This is a genomic window from Acinetobacter sp. ANC_7513, from assembly GCF_056779915.1.
The window spans coordinates 130,530-149,051 of sequence record NZ_JBWYIW010000008.1 but is presented as its reverse complement, the minus strand read 5'-3'; the positions used below and the strand labels follow the sequence as shown (position 1 = coordinate 149,051).

Genomic DNA, 18,522 nt, shown 5'->3' with positions numbered 1-18,522 from the left:
GTAAATTTTCGGGATTGTAACAGCTTTGGCATTACTTTTATTCAAAATATGTATTAGGTTTTACTACCGCTGTTTTTCTATCTATACATCAATTAAATTGGCTCATGTATTTAGTTAAATAATTTCATTAACAATAAAAAAACCCTGCTTACGCAGGGTTTTTTTGAATCAGTTCAGTGCTTATGCAGAGAATTGGTTCATTGTATTTTTCGCATCGTCACCCGCTTTAAGCGCGTTGTCGCCAGCGAAGATTTCTTTATGGTCATCACCGATGTCTGAACCAGCCATTGCTTGATGTTTAACACAAGCGATACCACCACGGATTTCTTTACGTTGTACACCAGCAACATAAGCCAACATACCTTCAGAACCGAAGTAACCTTCTGCAAGCTCATGTGTAGAAAGCGCAGCAGTGTGGTAAGTCGGAAGTGTAATCAAGTGATGGAATACACCTGCTTCACGAGAAGCATCAGCTTGGAACGTACGGATCTTCGCATCAGCATCAGCAGCTAATTCAGTATTGTCATACTCAGCGCTCATTAACTTAGCACGGTCGTAAGCAGATACGTCTTTACCTTCAGCAACCCAACGGTCGTAAGCTTGTTGACGGAAGTTTAACGTCCAGTTGAATGATGGTGAGTTGTTATAAACAAGTTTTGCATTTGGCACAACTTCACGTACACGGTTCACCATGTGAGCGATTTCTTCAACGTTTGGCGTTGCAGTTTCGATCCAAAGAAGGTCAGCACCGTTCTGTAAACTTGTTACACAGTCAAGTACAACACGGTCAATTTGAGTACCTTCACGGAATTGATATAGACCAGAAGCTAAACGCTTAGGACGGTGTAATTTACCATCACGTTTGATTAGGATTTCGTCTTCTTGCGCTTCTGAAATATCAATTTCAGTAGTGTCTAAGTAGCTGATGTATTGAGAAGCGATATCGCCTGGCTCTTTAACCACTGGGATTTTTTGAGTCAAGTCAGCGCCTTCAGAGTCAGTACGTGCAACGATGATACCATCGTCAAGACCCATTTCTAAGAATGCATAGCGAAGTGCATGGATTTTCGCAATGAAGTCTTCGTGTGGAACAGTTACTTTACCTGCTTGGTGACCACATTGTTTCGCGTCAGAAACTTGGTTTTCGATTTGAAGTGCACATGCACCCGCTTCGATCATTTTCTTCGCAAGTAAGTAAGTTGCTTCTTCGTTACCGAAACCAGCATCGATGTCGGCAATAATTGGCACAACGTGAGTTTGGAAGTTGTCGATTTGTGAAGTGATTTCAGCAGCTTTAGCAGTATCACCCGCTTCTTGCGCTTTTTTAAGTGCACGGAATAAGTCGTTTAATTCTTTTGCGTCTGCTTGACGTAAGAATGTGTAGATTTCTTCGATCAATGCAGGAACTGAAGTTTTTTCGTGCATAGATTGGTCAGGAAGTGGACCAAACTCAGAACGAAGTGCAGCAACCATCCAACCAGAAAGGTAGATGTAACGGCGTTCAGTAGTGCCGAAGTATTTTTTGTTCGCAATCATTTTTTGTTGTGCGATGAAACCATGCCAGCAACCCAAAGATTGAGTATATTTGCTAGAATCAGCATCATAAGCAGCCATATCACGACGCATAATCGCAGCTGTGTATTTCGCAATATCTAAACCAGTTTTGAAACGGTTTTGAAGTTGCATACGTGCAGCATCTTCAGGACTGATGTCTGCCCAAGTGTTGCCGAATTTTGCTTTTAATTCGCGGATTGCATCAATCGCTGTTTGGTATGTAGTCATGATATTTTACCCTGTATATAATTTTAGGATTTATCAATCGAAGGACTAAATCTACTCGGTATTAATTGTTCAGATTTAGAGCGCTTCGTTGCTATGGACTTAGCTTAGATTGACTCTAGAAATTAATCCAATATTTTCGTTTAATTCTCAGTATTTATTTAAAAAATATGTAGATTAAAGTCGTAACATAAATGAAATACCATTCTATAAATCATTGATTTTAATAAAATTTATAAAATAAGTATTTGTACACTTTTAACACAATTTGAGTGATTCTTATTCATTAGACTTAAGTATCAAGCTCACAATTACGTTTAATTTTTCTTCAAACATCTTTAGATTTTAATCTTCAATTGACTTTTCTGACAGAGCCTCGTTATTAAACTGTTAGTTTTAAATGAATATTTTTTAAACTGTGAACCATATTGATGGAATTACCAATAAAGCATTTAAATTGAGATAAACCTAAAAACAATTTAGAACATAGCATAGTAATTTCAAAAACAACTAAAGCCCTATTTCTTAAATAAATGTATAGGGTCTGTCTTATGACAAAAAAAACGTAAATTTGATGAATATATGTTAAATTCTGCTGAAAAAATCAGCATAAAAACACACAAACCTAAGCGCTTATGGCATAATTCCCCACGATTTCAAAAATTTATTTTCGGTATTTTTTTTATGAATCTTGAGCGGGTTGATCTCAATCTCTTAATTTACTTAGATGTTCTTTTGCGAGAGAAGAATGTTACACGTGCAGCAGAACAATTGGGTGTTACTCAGCCTGCAATGAGTAATATTTTACGTCGTCTTCGTAACTTATTTAATGATCCGCTTTTAATTCGCTCTTCTGAAGGAATGACTCCTACAGAAAGGGCTTTAGAACTACAGCCTCGTATTCGTGATGCTCTTTCTGATCTATCTATGATCTTAGAACCACGAACAGAATTTAGACCTTATACGTCAAATCGTGTTTTCCGCATCATGACTTCAGATTATGCTGAAGCTACACTTGTGCCTCGCTTAGTTAAGGCTCTGCGTTCAGAAGCACCAAATGTTGTTTTAGATTTTCTAACACCGAGTGATGTATCTTATCGTGATATGGAACAAGGTAAAGTTGATCTTGCCATCAACCGTTTCAACGAAATTCCACAAAGTTTTCATCAGGTTCTGGTGTGGCGTGACAGCTTTTCATGCTTACTGAATAATAAGCATCCTGCCGTCAATAATTTGAATCTTAAAAGTTATCTAGATGCGCAACATATCTGGGTTTCTAAAACTGGAATGGGGGTAGGATTTGGTGTTAACCCAGAAAAACAAGCTGGTTTAGGTTGGATTGATCAAGCTTTAGAACGTATTGGTCAAAAACGCAAAATTTCGGTATTTACACGTCATTATCAAATGCCAGGTTTATTAGCGTCTAATGTCGATCTCATTGCGACATTACCGACGAAAATCGCTCGCCTACAAGCTAAAAGTCAAAACTTGATGCTCAAAGACCCTCCATTTTACATTCCTGAATTTGAACTCAAAATGGCGTGGTGCCCTCTATTACATCATCATCCTGCTCATCGTTGGTTACGTCAGTTGATTTTATATGTAGCTCGTCAAATGACTGAGGAAGAAAATCGTGAATTTCTTTCAAATAACAATACCCACTTCTCACAATTTTGATTGAGTAGAGCTGATTTAAATCAATACTTTAAAATTTTTTACTCAATAACTATGATATTGAGGTAGTGTAAAAATTCACTACCTCTATGTTTTTTGTGATAAAACTTTCCTCATAAATAATTTAAAAACAAAGGTGTTCGTGTGAGCCTCTTTCAGAATTTCGTGATCATTATGATTTTGATTGCTGGAGCTGGATTCTTATCATTAAGTGAAATCGCACTTGCAGGATCACGTAAAGTGAAACTGAAAATTTTGGCTGAGTCTGGTGATGATCGTGCACAAAAGGTGCTTACGCTTCAAGAGAATTCAGCTGATTTCTTTGCTGCCTCTCAAATCGGCTTAAATGCTATTGCAATTTTGGGGGGGATTTTAGGTGAAGCTGCATTTAGACCTTATTTTGTGATTTTGGTCGATCGTTTCTATGATGGTCCTTGGTCACAATCAATTGGTTTTGCATTATCATTTACTTTAGTGACATCACTGTTTATTTTATTTGCTGATCTTATGCCTAAACGATTGGCAATGATTGCACCTGAAAAAATCGCTGTCTCTTTAATTAATCCTATTCAGGTATTCATTACTGTTTGTCGTCCATTAGCTTGGTTTATTAATGCAATTGCCAACCTCTTATTCCGTTTATTCAAAGTAAATACTACTCGTGATGATAATATTACTTTTGATGATATTTCCGCGGTAATGGATGCAGGGGCACAAGCAGGTGTCTTACAAAAACAAGAACATCACTTTATTGAAAATGTATTTGAACTTGAAGAACGAAATGTTCCTTCGAGCATGACTACACGTGAAAACGTAGTTTTCTTTACCATCAATGAATCAGAAGAAAGTATTCGTCAAAAACTGGCTGAATTTCCCTATTCAAAATATTTAGTCTGCAATGAAAATATTGATCAAGTGATTGGCTATGTTGATGCTAAAGATATCTTGATTCGTATTTTAAATAATCAAAAATTTAATCAGTTGAATGAATCCACTATCCGTAATGTATTAACGATTCCAGATACACTTACACTGTCAGAATTACTTGATCGCTTCAGATCTAGTAAAGAAAAGTTTGCCGTAGTCATCAATGAATATGCCTTGGTGGTTGGTGTTATTACCCTATCTGATATTATGATTACCGTGATGGGTGACTGGGTTACGCCAACGGATGAAGATCTTCAAATTATCAAGCGGGATGATCATTCTTGGCTTATTGAAGGCAGTACACCTATTGAAGATGTCAAGCATGCATTAGAAATTGATGAAATGCCTGATGATGAAAACTATGAAACTTTAGCTGGGTTTATGATGTTTAAACTTCGTAAGATTCCACGTCCTGCTGATAGTGTAGTATTTAATGGTTATAAATTTGAGGTGGTCGATGTTGACCATTTTAAAATTGACCAACTACTCGTGACCAGATTACTTGATGAAAAAGCAGAATTAGAATCAACTGTTGAATAAGACACTATCCACCACTCAGGTGGATTTTTTATTCAGTTTATCTAATTAAACTTGAGATTTTTCGCCTTCAAAAATTATTAAAATTAGAATTTATACTCAATTTTTATTACAACTATCACACTTAAAAATCATTTTTAATGTCTCCAATCACAAAATATAAATCTTAAACTTATGAATTTTAACTACTATTTTTTATAAAAATTATGGTTATTTTAATATTTTCTAAACAATATTTAGTTTAATCATAAATTTCTCTAAGATGGTCGGCGTTTTCGAAGATAACAAATACTGTAATAGAAACAATATTGATTAAAACGCTAATCTAAGGATAGATCCATGTTGACCTTGCTTGGTTTGGGCATGATTTTGTGCTTTATGTACCTCATTATGTCTAGACGTATGACTCCCCTCGTCGCACTCACGCTTATTCCCGTTCTTTTTGCGCTAATTGCATATGGATTAGGTTTTTTTGTAGATAGTTTGAACCATATTCAACTTAATGAACTTGGTGAAATGATGTTAGATGGTGTTAAAAAGTTAGCACCTACCGGCGTCATGTTGCTATTTGCTATCTTGTATTTTGCCATCATGATTGATACGGGTTTATTCGATCCATCAGTGAAATTTATTCTCAGATTGGTAAAAGGTGATCCCCTCAAAGTAGTATTAGGTACGATTACCTTAACATTGATCGTGTCTTTAGATGGTGATGGCTCTACCACTTATATGATTTGTGTTGCTGCCATGTTACCGCTTTACAAGCGATTAGGCATGAGCCCTTTAATTATGGCCTGTCTCATGATGTTAGCCAGTGGAATCATGAATTTAACGCCATGGGGTGGACCTACTGCACGTGCGGCAAGTGCACTCCATGTAGATCCTAGCGATGTGTTTGTTCCTATGATTTTACCGATGCTGTTCGCCATTGCTTGGTTGTACTTTTTAGGAACCATGTATGGCCGAATGGAGCGAAAAAGATTAGGCATCATGGAATTGGATATTAGCCATGGCGACAATATTCAAATTTCATCAAACCCAGAGGCAAATCGAGCGCATTTGAGATGGTTTAATGGATTATTAACTCTTGCACTGATGGCCAGCCTAGTCATGGGTATTTTGCCTATGCCTATTTTATTTATGATTGCATTGTGTATTGCTTTAGTCGTGAACTATCGTGATATTGATATGCAAAAAAGCTTAGTCGCTCATCATGCTGGTAGTGCTTTAAATGTCGTTGGTATTATTTTTGCCGCTGGTATTTTTACAGGTTTACTCACTGGCACGGGTATGGTCGATGCCATGTCAAAAGAGTTAGTAGCGATTATTCCAGATAGTATGGGTCCATATTTGGCACCAATCACAGCCGTTTTAAGCATGCCTTTAACGTTCTTTATGTCAAATGATGCTTTTTACTATGGTGTTCTGCCCATCTTATCTGAAGCTGCAGCACATTATGGCATCTCTCCTGTGGAAATGGCTCGTGCATCGATTGTTGGTCAACCCGTTCATCTGCTCTCACCCTTAGTTCCATCTACCTTTTTACTCTGCGGGCTTGCTGGGATTGAGTTTGGTCAACACCAAAAATTTACCATTAAATGGGCGATTATTACGTGCTTAGTGATGCTTGCAAGTGGATTAATATTTGGGATGTTCCCATTCTATTCTGCTATTTAATCGTATCTCGAGTTTCGGAGTGATTTTTTGATCACTCCAATCTCTTATTTATAAAGACTTATTGAGCTTGAGTCTCATTCCAAATATTCAAGTTCCCCATGTTAGATAGAAGTTGATACCTCACCACTAAAAACTCTGTCAACAAGGTGGAATAATTCATTTTTGCTTCACTCAACACATTCTGAGCATTAAGCACTTCGAGTAAATTTCCTACACCCGCTTTATAACGTCCTTGGGCGACTTCATAGGCTTCTGAAGCACTTTGATTCAATATCGTTAGCGCCTTAATATTGTCATGGATTGCATTTAGCTCATTATAGCTTTTCCAGATTTCAGCATTAATTTCAAGCTTCAATCTTTCTTGCTCTAATTGCTTTAATTTTAAGTTTTCTTGAGCAACGACAATTTGATTTTTTCGATTATAACCATCAAACAATGGGAAATTGACTTGCACACCTGCTTGTAGAGATTGGCGATCACTTCCATAACTGTCACTCGTTTGTTTTTGATGATCATAAATGCCGTTAAAACTTACAGATGGATATCTAGACCGCTGTATTTCCTTAATTTTATTTTCAGCTGCGAGTGAATCATACTGTGCAGCTTTAAACTTTGGATGCATTTTTTCAGCATCCTGAATGAGGATTTCAATCGGTTTAAGATCTAGCTCTTTTGGAATTTTTAATTGATTATTAATTTTGAAATTTTGGTATGCAGGCACACCCATTAATGATGCTAAAAGTCCTTTTGCTATTTTTAAATCACCTAAAAATTTAGTTTGATCTGACTTTGCTTTCGCCAAATTTGCGGACATTTGTAATGCATCTGATTTGATGCCAACACCCGCACGATATCGAGCATTTGCAATTTCATAGTTTTTTTCTGCAAGTACAACCAACTCATTAATATTATTTAACTTTAACTCAGCCTGAATAATTTGATAATAAGTCGAAATCGTTTTGATGATCATATTTTGCAAAGCAACATCATGCTGTGCCAAAGACATCGCTAATAATTTTTCGGCTTCTTCTGCTTGATAAAATCGACTACCAAAATCATAAAGTAGCCAATTGGCTCTTATTCCAAGTCCGTAACGGCGTAGGTCAGTGTCATAACTCAAAACAGGACGATCTTTTACTTGATTATCATCACGTGACCAATCGTAATTCAAGGTGCTATTCACTTGAGGATAATAATTTGCTTTGGAGATTTTAAGCTGAGCAGCTTGAATACGCGTTTGTACCCAAGCACTTTTAGTCTCAGGATTACGACAAACTGCACGTTCAATGGCATCAATCAGTTCTATTTGCTGTTCATTCTTGAGATTATTTTGAGATAAACAATGTTGAGGTTGACTTAACATTTTCTGATTTTGAAGATCAAGTGACACACTTTGATTGAGTTGTTGTTCTATTTGCTTACGTTTTGTCTCATTCTCACGGGCTTTACGCTGAGCCGTGAGCTCATCAAACCATAAAGTCTCGCGCTGTTTTTTTAGATTTGGAGTCAGTTTTGACAACCAACTCTCTGCATAAGCCAACGAACTATGTCCGAATAGAGACCCTGCAACAACAATGAAAGCGATGTATGTAATTTTCATTTAGGTTGCAAATCCTTGGTCAACATATCACGGACAATCACGCCATCTTGTAAAGCGATAATCCGCTCAGCAGATGAAATCGTTTCTGGACGATGTGCAATAATCAATTTGGTAATATTCAAATGCTTGAGATTTGCATTGACCTCATGTTCTTTTAATACGTCTAAACTACTGGTCGCCTCATCCATAAATAAAATCTTTGGTTTTTTATAGATAGCACGAGCCAATAAAATTCTTTGTTTTTGTCCTCCTGACAACATATTACCAATATCCCCCACTAAGGTTTGATATCCCATTGGCATACGGCTAATGTCATCATGAATTGCAGCATAGGCTGCACATTGTTGTACCCATTGCATATCTGGATTTGAATCAAAAAAGCAAATGTTTTCTGCGATTGAACCAGCAAATAGAATGTCATCTTGTAACACTGTCGCGACTTGATCTCGCACAGCGTTTAATCCTAATTGTTCAAAGTCACGCCCCATGATTTTGACTTCACCTTCATTCTGTTTAAATACGCCTAACAGAACATGTAGCAGTGTGGTCTTACCGCAACCTGTTGCCCCGACAATGGCGACAGATTGATTTTGGGGAATCTTAAAACTAATCCCCTTGAGTACATAAGGATCATTTTCTGAATATTTAAAGTGCAGATTTTCGACTTCAATTGCATTCTCAACCTGATCTACATTTGTGATTTCAGCATCACCGTATAATTTTTCTTGTTCTGTTAACACAATATCGGATAAACGCTCTACATCAATTTGAAGCATTTTAACTTCGATAAACTTATCGATTAGTCCTGCAACCCGACTATCAAATTGGCCTTTATACGCCATAAATGCCATCAGCACACCAACTGTAAAATTACCCTCCAATACCAATGTGGCACCTAACCAAATAATTAGAATGTTCTGAATCCCAAATAAGACTCCATTCGCCAATGAGAATCCTAAACCTAACTTTTGGGTCGTTAATCCAGCATTGACTTGATTGACCATAAGGTTTAACCAAGTCGAACGGCGAACATCTTGTCGCTGGAACAGTTTTATGGTTTTAGCTCCACGCACAGTTTCCATAAAATGGCTGCTTTGCTTCGCTGCATGAATAATTTGCGCTTCAGTCGCTCGCTTCAAAGGTGCATACCAAATCCATCGGATTAAGGCGTATAAGCCCATGGTAAAAATTGCAATCCAAGCTAACTTCGGACTGTATACAAACATTAAAATCAACGTAAATACTGTCATTAATCCATCAAGAATCGCAGCTAAGAACGTTGTGGTGAGCGTGGTTTGAATGTTACCAATTGATCCAAATCGCGAAACAATGTCACCGAGTGATCGTCTTTCAAAATAAGAGACAGGAACATTAATCATGTGATTAAAGACGTTGGCTTGCCACTGCACACTTAAATGTGTGCTCATATACATCATGATCCAAGAACGAAGTAGCCCGATAAACTGCTGAAGCAACATCAACATGCCAAACCCAATAGCCAGTATCGTTAAGAGATCCCGATCTGCAGATACGATCACATGGTCGATCACCCATTGCATAAAAAATGGGCTAATTAATGAAAAAACTTCTAAGGCTAAGGCCAAGATTAAAATTTGCCCGAGAGATTTCCATAAACCACGAACATGACCGATTAGACCTTTAAGCTGAATCTGATTTTTATCTTCTTTTTTTTCAAATTCAGTATCTGGCCAAAGCTCTAATGCAACACCCGTAAAATGTTCAGACACCTCATTGAGTGTCAGTACACGTTTACCAAATGCTGGATCTAAAATCGTGACTTTATTGGCACTGACTTCTTGCAATACCACAAAGTGGTTGAAATCCCAATGTAAAATACACGGGGTTTTAAGCTGATCCAAATCTTCTAAATCCAGCTTTAATGGGCGTGTAACCATTTTCAACTGATTACTAATTTTGATCAGCTGATTGAGATTTGAACCCTTTTGAGAAACTGAAAAACGACGTCTTAACGTTAATAAATCAGACTCATAGCCATAATAATGCGCAATCATCGCAATACAGGCTAATCCACATTCTGTCGCTTCCGTCTGTAAAATGGTTGGAATTTTCCGTCCAAATCCAAGAGAAATTTTGTCTAATATCTGCATGTTATTTCTTCTTATATCTTGCCAGTGATGCTATATAACGGTTCGAGTACCCATTCATATAGTTTTCTTTTTTCTTGCATGATATCTGCATCAAAGGCCATGCCCACTTTAAGAGGCTTACTTTCACCATAGGCTTTTACAAACTGTTGTTTTAATTTGACTTTGACTAAATACACAGGTTCACTTTGGTTAAGTGTTACACCCTGACTTAACTCGCCTAAATTGGTCAGTTCTTGTGGGTTCATCGTCGTCGCTGAGATTGAATGAATCACACCTTCACCTTGACCAAATTTTTGGTAAGGATAGGCTTGAAAACGAAGTTTTACGGTTTGACCAGTCCTTATAAATCCAATTGCTGAACTGGGTACAAAAAGATGTGCTTCTAAATAAGAAGGCGTCGGAACAATATTCATAACAGGAATATTAGGAGAAATAAACTGACCAACCTCTGCATTAATCGATGCTATTTTTCCTGTCGCATTGGCTTGTAATAGCAAACTATCCCGCGCTTTATTTTCTAAAAATTCTTGCTGATTCGAAGCTAATTGACGATCGACCGAAGTCAGCTCACTTTCCAACTTCGATGCTAGTCCTTGCTGAGCCAATAATTTATTTTCTAATTCAGCTTGTTTAGTATTTTTTTCTCGCTCATAGCTCTGTAAAGCAACTTTTAGGCTGATATAGTTATCTTGCTTCAGTTGATATTCTTCAATCGAAATATATTCTTTATCTTTTAAATCTCGATAACGATGTGCATTTTCTTGTGCAAGTGCTAGACGTTGGCGTTGCTCGGCAATTAAGCCATCTAATTTTATTAAATCTAAACGTATAGATTGAATTTCTGCATTTAATTGTTGAACACTATTTAAATGTAAGTCTTTTAGTTTATTTTTTTCAGTATCTAAACTTTGTTTTTTTAACTCAATTTGTTGTTGTACAGACTCATTATAGTTACCTGTACTATTATAACGCGTCATTTTTAATGCAATTAATGGTGTCCCTTTCTCCACTAACTGACCTTCTTTGACGAATTTTTCACTAACTGTGCCGCCTTCGGCACTATAAACTCGGATTAAACCCGTATTAGGAATCAATAATCCTTTAACACTCGTCCTCTTCGTATAGCTTCCAAAAAAAATAAAACTCACTAATAAAACAGTAAAAATGGCGACAACAATCGTGAGTACCGTAAATGAAAATGGTCGAATCAAAATGACTTCACCAATCCACTTTGACTTTTGTGCATCAATCGCTTTGTCTCTAAACAGCTTATTTGTCATATATATTTGTAATTAATTTTTCAAGTACGGGTTTTTATATTGAATTTTCATCAAGTTGACTGCATTTCAACAGCGTGCTTAAAAGAGACAAACATAAACCAAAAGTTTTCAATAAAATAGTCATGATCTGTGTTGTCTCCTGTTCTATCCCACACTTCGCTCAGCTAAATCTGCTTTGAATAAACTCAGTTGGATACTGATTTCAATAGATTAAAAACGAAGCGTTCATCTTGTTTTATTTCAAAACTCGATTGACTAAAGGTGCTGTGAACAAAGCATGAGGATCATATTGCTTTAAAATATGACTACTCGACTGAATAGTTAAATGATTAGATTGACCCTGAGCATGGACGCGTGGAATTTCGTAATCGATATAAGTTGAACTATCCCAAGCTTTTTGATTGGTATAGCCCCACCCTTTAGACCATTCTGGTCGCATCAAAGAATCACCTTGATAACGTTGTGACATCCACTCCTCAACTTCTGTGTAAAATTGCGCTGAGAATGGCGTACCTGGCAAGGTTAAAATATCAAACCAAACGGCACAGTCCCATTCGGGATGATCAGGACAAGGTTTAATGGCTGATAATGCTGCTGTTTGAGCGCCGTGAACAATTGAATCTTCTGGATGATCCAAGCCCGTAACTCGAATTTCAACAGGTCCATTCATTGGGAAACGACCCATTTTTTGATATTGCTTCATCTTAATGCCGTAATAATCACAAAAATCAGCAATAACCCGTTGAACGTTTGCACGACTGGTAATGACAGCATAGCCATTTGCAGTAACACGCAAAGTTGTTGGTTTGACATACAGTAAAACGTTTTTTGACGTTCCCCATAAATCATAAGTTTGAGTAGAAGCCAAACCACCAGTCAAAATCGTCGTGATTCCAGATAATGGCGTACCATTTAAACCTAGTTTAGAGATTTCATACTGAGTAAAACCGAAGGTTGGCGTGAGATAAGTACTTTTATTGACGATGATTTTATGAATTAAATCTGTAATAGGTTTGATTAAATTATCTGAGAACCAATAATTGAATGGTTTGACTGTCTGTCGAGCAGTCAAAGGACGATACGGAGTAACAGTCCAAACTTTTAACCAAGGATAATCGGTGAATGGAAACCAAATTGCTTCTGCACGACCAGATTTATCCAGGAAATGAGAGAAGGTACGTCCAGCATGCTTATCTTGAGCAAATAGCTCATTGATATGAATGTCGGTATAGCTTTCACAACGAATATATTGATTTTTTGACGTTTGTAATTGTGCAGATAAAATAAATGCACGACCTATATGGACTAAAAATGCACGAATTTCAGGATCATTTCGCAGGAAGGTTTTTGCAACGTATCGACCTTCTCGTTGGTCGAAAACAGCAGCAGTGATCGATACCACTAAATTACTGATCGAACCATAAGTTTGACCTTCTTGTTTTATTTCCCCTACGGCAGGTACACCTGTGCCATGACCGTCGATGGCCAACACACCACCCAAAGTTAAATCTCCAGGTGCTGGCACTGCCACAAATCCACGATTACGATATTCCATTGCGGTTAACAATGCTTCCATTTGAATGCCTGCTTCGGCAGTCACAATACCGTTTGCATCAATACTGACTTTGTTGATATGCGTTGGCATATCAATCAATAAAATTTTAGTAATCTTGTCTTGATCATCCAACAATAAAGGTGACCAATTATGTGACATCCCTTTGGCTCTGACTTTATAACCATTTTGATAAGCCCAATTAATCGCTTTTAAAACTTGTTCTTGATTACTGGGTGATGCTGTCCATGCATTTTCATAACGAGATTCCCCAGACCAATTTTCATATTCCTGTTTAAAAATTGAGATTTCAGTTGGGAAATTTACCAATCTTTCTTGTAAAGGAAAAAACCAAGCCTCTGCCTTTTGTGTTGGGAACCATGCTGAAACAGCACCAACAGCAGCTAAGCTACCCATTGTTTTTAGAAAGTTTCTTTTATCGTGATCTATTTGTTCTGATGAGTTTTGCATTGTTATAGCCACCAAAAGTTTTAGCTTTATTATTTCTGTTACTGAAAGCAGACAAGTACTCATGACCAGTCTGCCTTTAACACTTTATTTAAAACTTATGAGAGCCAAGCACGAACGCCATTCAAAGTCGGAAGAAGTTTATATTGACCTTCTGCCTTTTCTTTTTCGTAATGGTTTGGAGTTTCATCTACATCGCCACCAAGTGCACGACCTAGACCAATTAATGTTTTTGATGCCACTAAACCAGTAGTATCAGCAGCTTGGTGTACTAGCCCTAAACCTACTGCACTAAATACAACACCAACTGATGAAATCAGTTTTGAATTAAGTGTTTGATTGAATAAGTTCACACCGTGGATGATTGAGTCACCAATCAATGTTCCAGCACCAGATACTTCATTGATTTCTTCTTGCTTTAATTCAACTAAGCTCATGATTAAAACCTCGTTATAAAGAATTTATGTTAAATACACCTAACTTTTGTTAAGCATTTTTTAATATACAGGATGAAATATGTAGTATTAATGACAAACAACTAACGTTATTTAATTATTTTGTGATTTATTTAACATTATTTAAGATAATCTAGTCGACTATTTTTATCGAAAATAACTGTTCAATTTCAAATCATAGATACATTATTGGCCCGTTCATCACCATTGATAGAATATTTAGGAGCATTACAGACATGGCAATAAAAAACTAAATTTTAAGGTCTATTTTAGAAGGTCTTAATATTTACTAATCCAAAATACACCATGATCATCATGAGCAATAGCACTTGAAAAGTCAGCACCAAGACAAAGCAAAACTGAATACAAAGCAATAAGTATGGTTGTATAACTGTCATAGGGGGTCATAGTATCTGCAGCAATTCCGATAAAGAATCCTAATACAGCGGGCAGATTAAAAAAGTATCCCAGTGCAATGTCCGAGTAGAACAACACCATGGTTGATGGTAAAAGAAAAAACCGATTTAAGTCTGTTACTTAAATCGGTTTTCAGTCAGTTGATTCACTGAACTAAGTTTTCAATTTTTTGTTTAATTTGAATAATAAGGTATTAACGACCATAGATTTCTAAAAGTTTATCTAAAGTTGCTTGATAATGAATGTTGATGTCTTCAGCTAAAATAGCATACGCATTATCTAACTGAACCATTGGCCAGCCTTCTTTCCAAAACGGAAAAATATTGTGTAGATCACGCGTTACGATTGCTTCTTCGCGTGTAATCGCCTGTGCAACCTGCGATAAAACTTGTGCTGTTTCAGCACCATCAATCTCAAGATAATCAATACCACGCGCTTTAAGAATACGAATTCTGTCTTTTTTATATTTAATTTTTTTTGCTTGTGCTTCATTTAAACCTAAAGCAAGTGTCACTGCTTCAACAAACTTTTCTTCAAAAGATTGATGTAATGCAACCAAGGCTTTTTTATGTGCTTCCTGACGCCCCTCTTTACCACCACTACGAATCAGTTTATTCGCCTCAACATTAAGTTCGTCAGATTTCATAGACTGTAAAATATCTAAAATTTCGATATCACTTAAAGATTCAGCATTGTGGTGTGTCATGGGAGTACTTCAATTCAACTTAATCTTGCATTTTCTCATAATTCAACACAAATACATAATCTAATTCAAATTGAATCGATAAGCTTTCAAATGATTCTAAATATTTGGAATTATACTTCTGAGTTTTAATGCAATATTAAAGTCAAAACGATGGGTAGTGTGATTGCAGCACCGATAATTTGCAGACTAATTATGCCAGCCATTAATTGACTGTCACCACCCAATACTTTTGTCAGAATATAAGCAGCTGAAGCCGTTGGTAATGCAAAATATAAAATAAAGATTTGCGTCTCTAAAGCATTGAAGCCCAGCATTTTACAGACCAGCCAAGCCAAAATCGGCATTAAACATAAACGCGATAGCGTGTTGATCATTAGAGGTAATGATTCTTTTTTAAGAGCCACAAATTGCAATGCAGCACCGACACACATTAGTCCCATAGGTAAGCTACATATCGCAAGTTGGTAAATTAATGACTCTGCACCTTTCCATAATGGCAGCCCGGATACATTGTAGAGCACCCCAACCAGGCAACCTAAAATTAAAGGATTTTCGAGTAGCGATATAATCACTGCTCGAAAATTCATATTTTCATGATCGGTCAGTGCCAATACCGAGATGATATTCACAACAGGAATACTGATCGCCAACAGCAATGCAAAAATTGTCATGCCTTCTGCTGGAAAAAGCGAAGCAACTACTGCTAAACCAATATAGGTATTAAAACGTACATTGCTTTGAACATAGACTCCAAATCTTCGTGTTGGGGTCTGAAAAATTCTTTTTAGAATATATAAAACTGCACAAGCAATTGGAAAGACCACGAGTAAAATGACTAAAATTTTACTTACCATCTCCATATGAATATCAGCTTGAGCCAGATTGCCAAAGAGCATGGCAGGGAAAAAAACAAAATAGTTAAGTTTCTCTGCACCCGCCCAAAACTCGTCTGTTAAATACGATTTCTGTTTAAGAAAATATCCAATTAATATGAGCCCTATCAGCGGCACTAAGGATAAAACAATGCTGTACATAAATGATGAGCCTAATCGAGTGCAGATCGCTCAGCCCTAATACGCTCAATCAACCACAGTGGTTTATTGCATGCATTTTGAACTGATCATTTTATATTACACTGCCTCAAGCTGATCGTCTCAAAAATTCATCATTTACATCATGCATTGACTTGTTTTATATACGCTAAAATTTCAGGCAAAGTCTGAATTGTTTTATTTAAGGGCGGTTGATGTTCAGCTAAGGATTGGTGAAACCCCGCCAAATATAGTCCATCTAATCCAGCCTGAGTAGCACCCCAATAATCATTCAATGGATGATCACCAACATAAAGACAATGGTCAGATGCAATTCCTAATTGTTGACAAGTCATATGAAATATTTCTGCTTGAGGCTTTGACACACCTGCCTTCTCAGAACTCATGATTACATCAAAATAATGCGCGATTCCTAAACCTTCGATAATTTTGTGTCGAGTGAAATGTCCTCCATTCGAAATGATTGCCAACTTAAATCCCTCGCTTCTAAGCTGATCAAGCGTCTGAATAGCATTTGGCATCATGACTGCGTTTAGTCCAAATTGATTAAACCAATAGTCACTTAATTCATCTAATTCTGGTGCTTTTTTCCATTTCAACTGATTGAGTAATGCATGAGCGACGGAACCACCAATGGTAGGTGCAGTCATTCTTTCTCGGATGGGATAGCCACCATGATCAATATATCGAATCGTTTCGAGAATCTCAGCTTGCGCAGACGAGGCAGATTGATCGATTTGCTGTTTATAAGTATTAAATAATGCCCGACTAAAAGTTTGAACACTTAAATCTCGGTGTGTCAGTGTATTGTCCAAATCAAAAATAACAGCTTGAATTTTCATAGTGCTTAGAAGAGTGTATTCATTTGCCCATGCTATCAACTCTCCGCAATCTCGATTATTCCTTTTTATTTCATCCTAAGCATGAAAATGAATAAAAGATAGATTACAGACTAATTCCATTGATGTTTGTTTTGAACTGTATACCGACTCCATACTAAAATTGGTATGAACAAAAATAATCCTAATATACAGATCAAAATGAGATATGAGGTATAACCAAGCCAATCGCCTAATATGCCACTCAAGGTATACAGTGCTCCCGCAATGGAAGCCATCAATGCGACTTGGAAAGTAAAATCTGTTCCTGCAAATTCTTTCCGACTGTATTGCATCACCAAGGTTAGAATAATCACCAATAACATCGCAGCGAACATATCTTCTAAAGCATTGATGATATAGATCCACACGACGTTCAATTCAGAAGGTCGCGCCTCATAATGCGATAACCATGCAAATCCAATGAGACTCAATAATTTAAGCAGTGAAAAAGTAATTAAAGCACTTTGACGCGAATAAAACCTAAGTAGCCAACCTGCAATACCTGCTCCAATCAAAGCAGCAAATGCTCCAAGCATGGTCACATTGACACCAATTTGCGTCTTAGATAGTCCTAAATCGACCAACAATGGTTTAAGAATAGGTCCAGACAAACCATCCGTCACTTTAATGCTACACAATACAAAAAACCAAAGTCTGAGTTCTCGATTTTGAAAAAAATATTTTAAGTAATGACTTAAAGCTTTCACGAAACTTTGAGTTTTAGATGATGAATCATCATCTTGATGATTATTGATACTTTGTGAAGCATGTTGAGGCTCACGATACAATAATACGGGTAGCGTATTAAATGCCACCAAAACAGCCAAGCATAAAAAAGTGGTTTGCCAAGTCAATGCATCTAATACCCACAATATCGCACCGCCTCCCACAATAAAGCCCAATCTTGAACCAATCACTTGGAACATATTGCCTAGATGCTGTTGTTCGCCTTTTAGAATATTCACAGCTAAGCCATCAGTTGCTATATCTTGAGTCGCTCCGATACTATTCATCATCAATAATGCCACGAAAAATCCAAAGAGATATTGAGGTTGGTTCAGTGATTGAATGGGGATAAACGATAAGATTATCAGCGTAATCATTGTGAGTAACTGAGTGGGTATAATCCAACTGCGGTAATGCCCTTGATTGAACAAATGATGGCGATCAACCAATGGAGCCCATAAAACTTTGAGTGCCCACGGAGCCATCAGCAATCCAAATCCACCAATATGCGTTAAGGAAACACCTTCAGCACGCAGAATCACGGGCAAAGCATGTGTCATAAATCCTACTGGCAATCCTTGCGCCCAATAGAGTGAAAATAAAAGAACATACATTTTGGTATTTGGTGACATGAAAGAGGTGTCCTGCAACTGATGTCTTCT

At 37.0% G+C, this 18,522-nt stretch carries 14 protein-coding genes; 3 read left to right on the top strand and 11 right to left on the bottom strand.

What is annotated here, in order from left to right; translation table 11 throughout:
• Nucleotides 1–180 precede the first annotated feature (180 nt).
• Nucleotides 181–1,782 (bottom strand): isocitrate lyase, encoded by a 1,602-nt coding sequence (locus tag AC1M9B_RS10225; protein WP_035267987.1) that lies wholly within the window; start codon nt 1,780–1,782, stop codon nt 181–183.
• Nucleotides 1,783–2,463: 681 nt separating this feature from the next.
• Here AC1M9B_RS10225 and AC1M9B_RS10220 point away from each other — a divergent pair.
• From AC1M9B_RS10220 to AC1M9B_RS10210, 3 genes are all read left to right on the top strand, one after another.
• A complete protein-coding gene (locus AC1M9B_RS10220; RefSeq protein WP_035268043.1) occupies nt 2,464–3,456 on the top strand; it encodes a LysR family transcriptional regulator in 993 nt (330 codons plus the stop codon).
• Nucleotides 3,457–3,597: 141 nt separating this feature from the next.
• On the top strand, nt 3,598–4,920 hold the full coding sequence (gene paeA, locus AC1M9B_RS10215) for a polyamine export protein PaeA (RefSeq protein ID WP_035267989.1): 1,323 nt from the start codon (nt 3,598–3,600) through the stop codon (nt 4,918–4,920).
• Nucleotides 4,921–5,256: 336 nt separating this feature from the next.
• The gene (locus tag AC1M9B_RS10210) at nt 5,257–6,594 is read left to right on the top strand and encodes a CitMHS family transporter (protein ID WP_035267991.1); all 1,338 of its coding nucleotides are present in this window, start codon (nt 5,257–5,259) and stop codon (nt 6,592–6,594) included.
• A 58-nt stretch (nt 6,595–6,652) separates the two neighbouring features.
• Here AC1M9B_RS10210 and AC1M9B_RS10205 read toward each other — a convergent pair whose 3' ends face one another.
• The 10 genes from AC1M9B_RS10205 to AC1M9B_RS10160 form a co-directional block, all read right to left on the bottom strand.
• A complete protein-coding gene (locus AC1M9B_RS10205; protein WP_481609032.1) occupies nt 6,653–8,194 on the bottom strand; it encodes a TolC family protein in 1,542 nt (513 codons plus the stop codon).
• On the bottom strand, nt 8,191–10,323 hold the full coding sequence (locus AC1M9B_RS10200) for a peptidase domain-containing ABC transporter (RefSeq protein WP_481609031.1): 2,133 nt from the start codon (nt 10,321–10,323) through the stop codon (nt 8,191–8,193). Before AC1M9B_RS10200 ends, AC1M9B_RS10205 begins: the two co-directional genes overlap by 4 nt.
• 11 nt (nt 10,324–10,334) lie before the next feature.
• Nucleotides 10,335–11,603: an HlyD family secretion protein gene (locus tag AC1M9B_RS10195; protein WP_481609030.1), complete on the bottom strand. Its 1,269-nt coding sequence runs from the start codon at nt 11,601–11,603 to the stop codon at nt 10,335–10,337.
• A gap of 235 nt (nt 11,604–11,838) precedes the next feature.
• Nucleotides 11,839–13,626 (bottom strand): cholesterol oxidase substrate-binding domain-containing protein, encoded by a 1,788-nt coding sequence (locus AC1M9B_RS10190; protein ID WP_481609029.1) that lies wholly within the window; start codon nt 13,624–13,626, stop codon nt 11,839–11,841.
• 95 nt (nt 13,627–13,721) lie between these two features.
• Complete coding sequence (locus AC1M9B_RS10185; RefSeq protein WP_481591651.1) at nt 13,722–14,060, bottom strand: hypothetical protein; 339 nt, start codon at nt 14,058–14,060, stop codon at nt 13,722–13,724.
• 297 nt (nt 14,061–14,357) lie between these two features.
• A complete protein-coding gene (locus tag AC1M9B_RS10180) occupies nt 14,358–14,576 on the bottom strand; it encodes a hypothetical protein (RefSeq protein WP_481596292.1) in 219 nt (72 codons plus the stop codon).
• A 112-nt stretch (nt 14,577–14,688) separates the two neighbouring features.
• On the bottom strand, nt 14,689–15,201 hold the full coding sequence (locus tag AC1M9B_RS10175) for a hypothetical protein (protein WP_481609028.1): 513 nt from the start codon (nt 15,199–15,201) through the stop codon (nt 14,689–14,691).
• Nucleotides 15,202–15,326: 125 nt separating this feature from the next.
• Nucleotides 15,327–16,235, bottom strand: a complete 909-nt coding sequence (locus tag AC1M9B_RS10170) for an AEC family transporter (RefSeq protein ID WP_481609027.1) — start codon at nt 16,233–16,235, stop codon at nt 15,327–15,329.
• A gap of 140 nt (nt 16,236–16,375) precedes the next feature.
• Complete coding sequence (locus AC1M9B_RS10165; protein ID WP_481609026.1) at nt 16,376–17,095, bottom strand: HAD family hydrolase; 720 nt, start codon at nt 17,093–17,095, stop codon at nt 16,376–16,378.
• A gap of 110 nt (nt 17,096–17,205) precedes the next feature.
• Nucleotides 17,206–18,492: an MFS transporter gene (locus AC1M9B_RS10160; RefSeq protein ID WP_481609025.1), complete on the bottom strand. Its 1,287-nt coding sequence runs from the start codon at nt 18,490–18,492 to the stop codon at nt 17,206–17,208.
• Nucleotides 18,493–18,522: the final 30 nt, after the last annotated feature.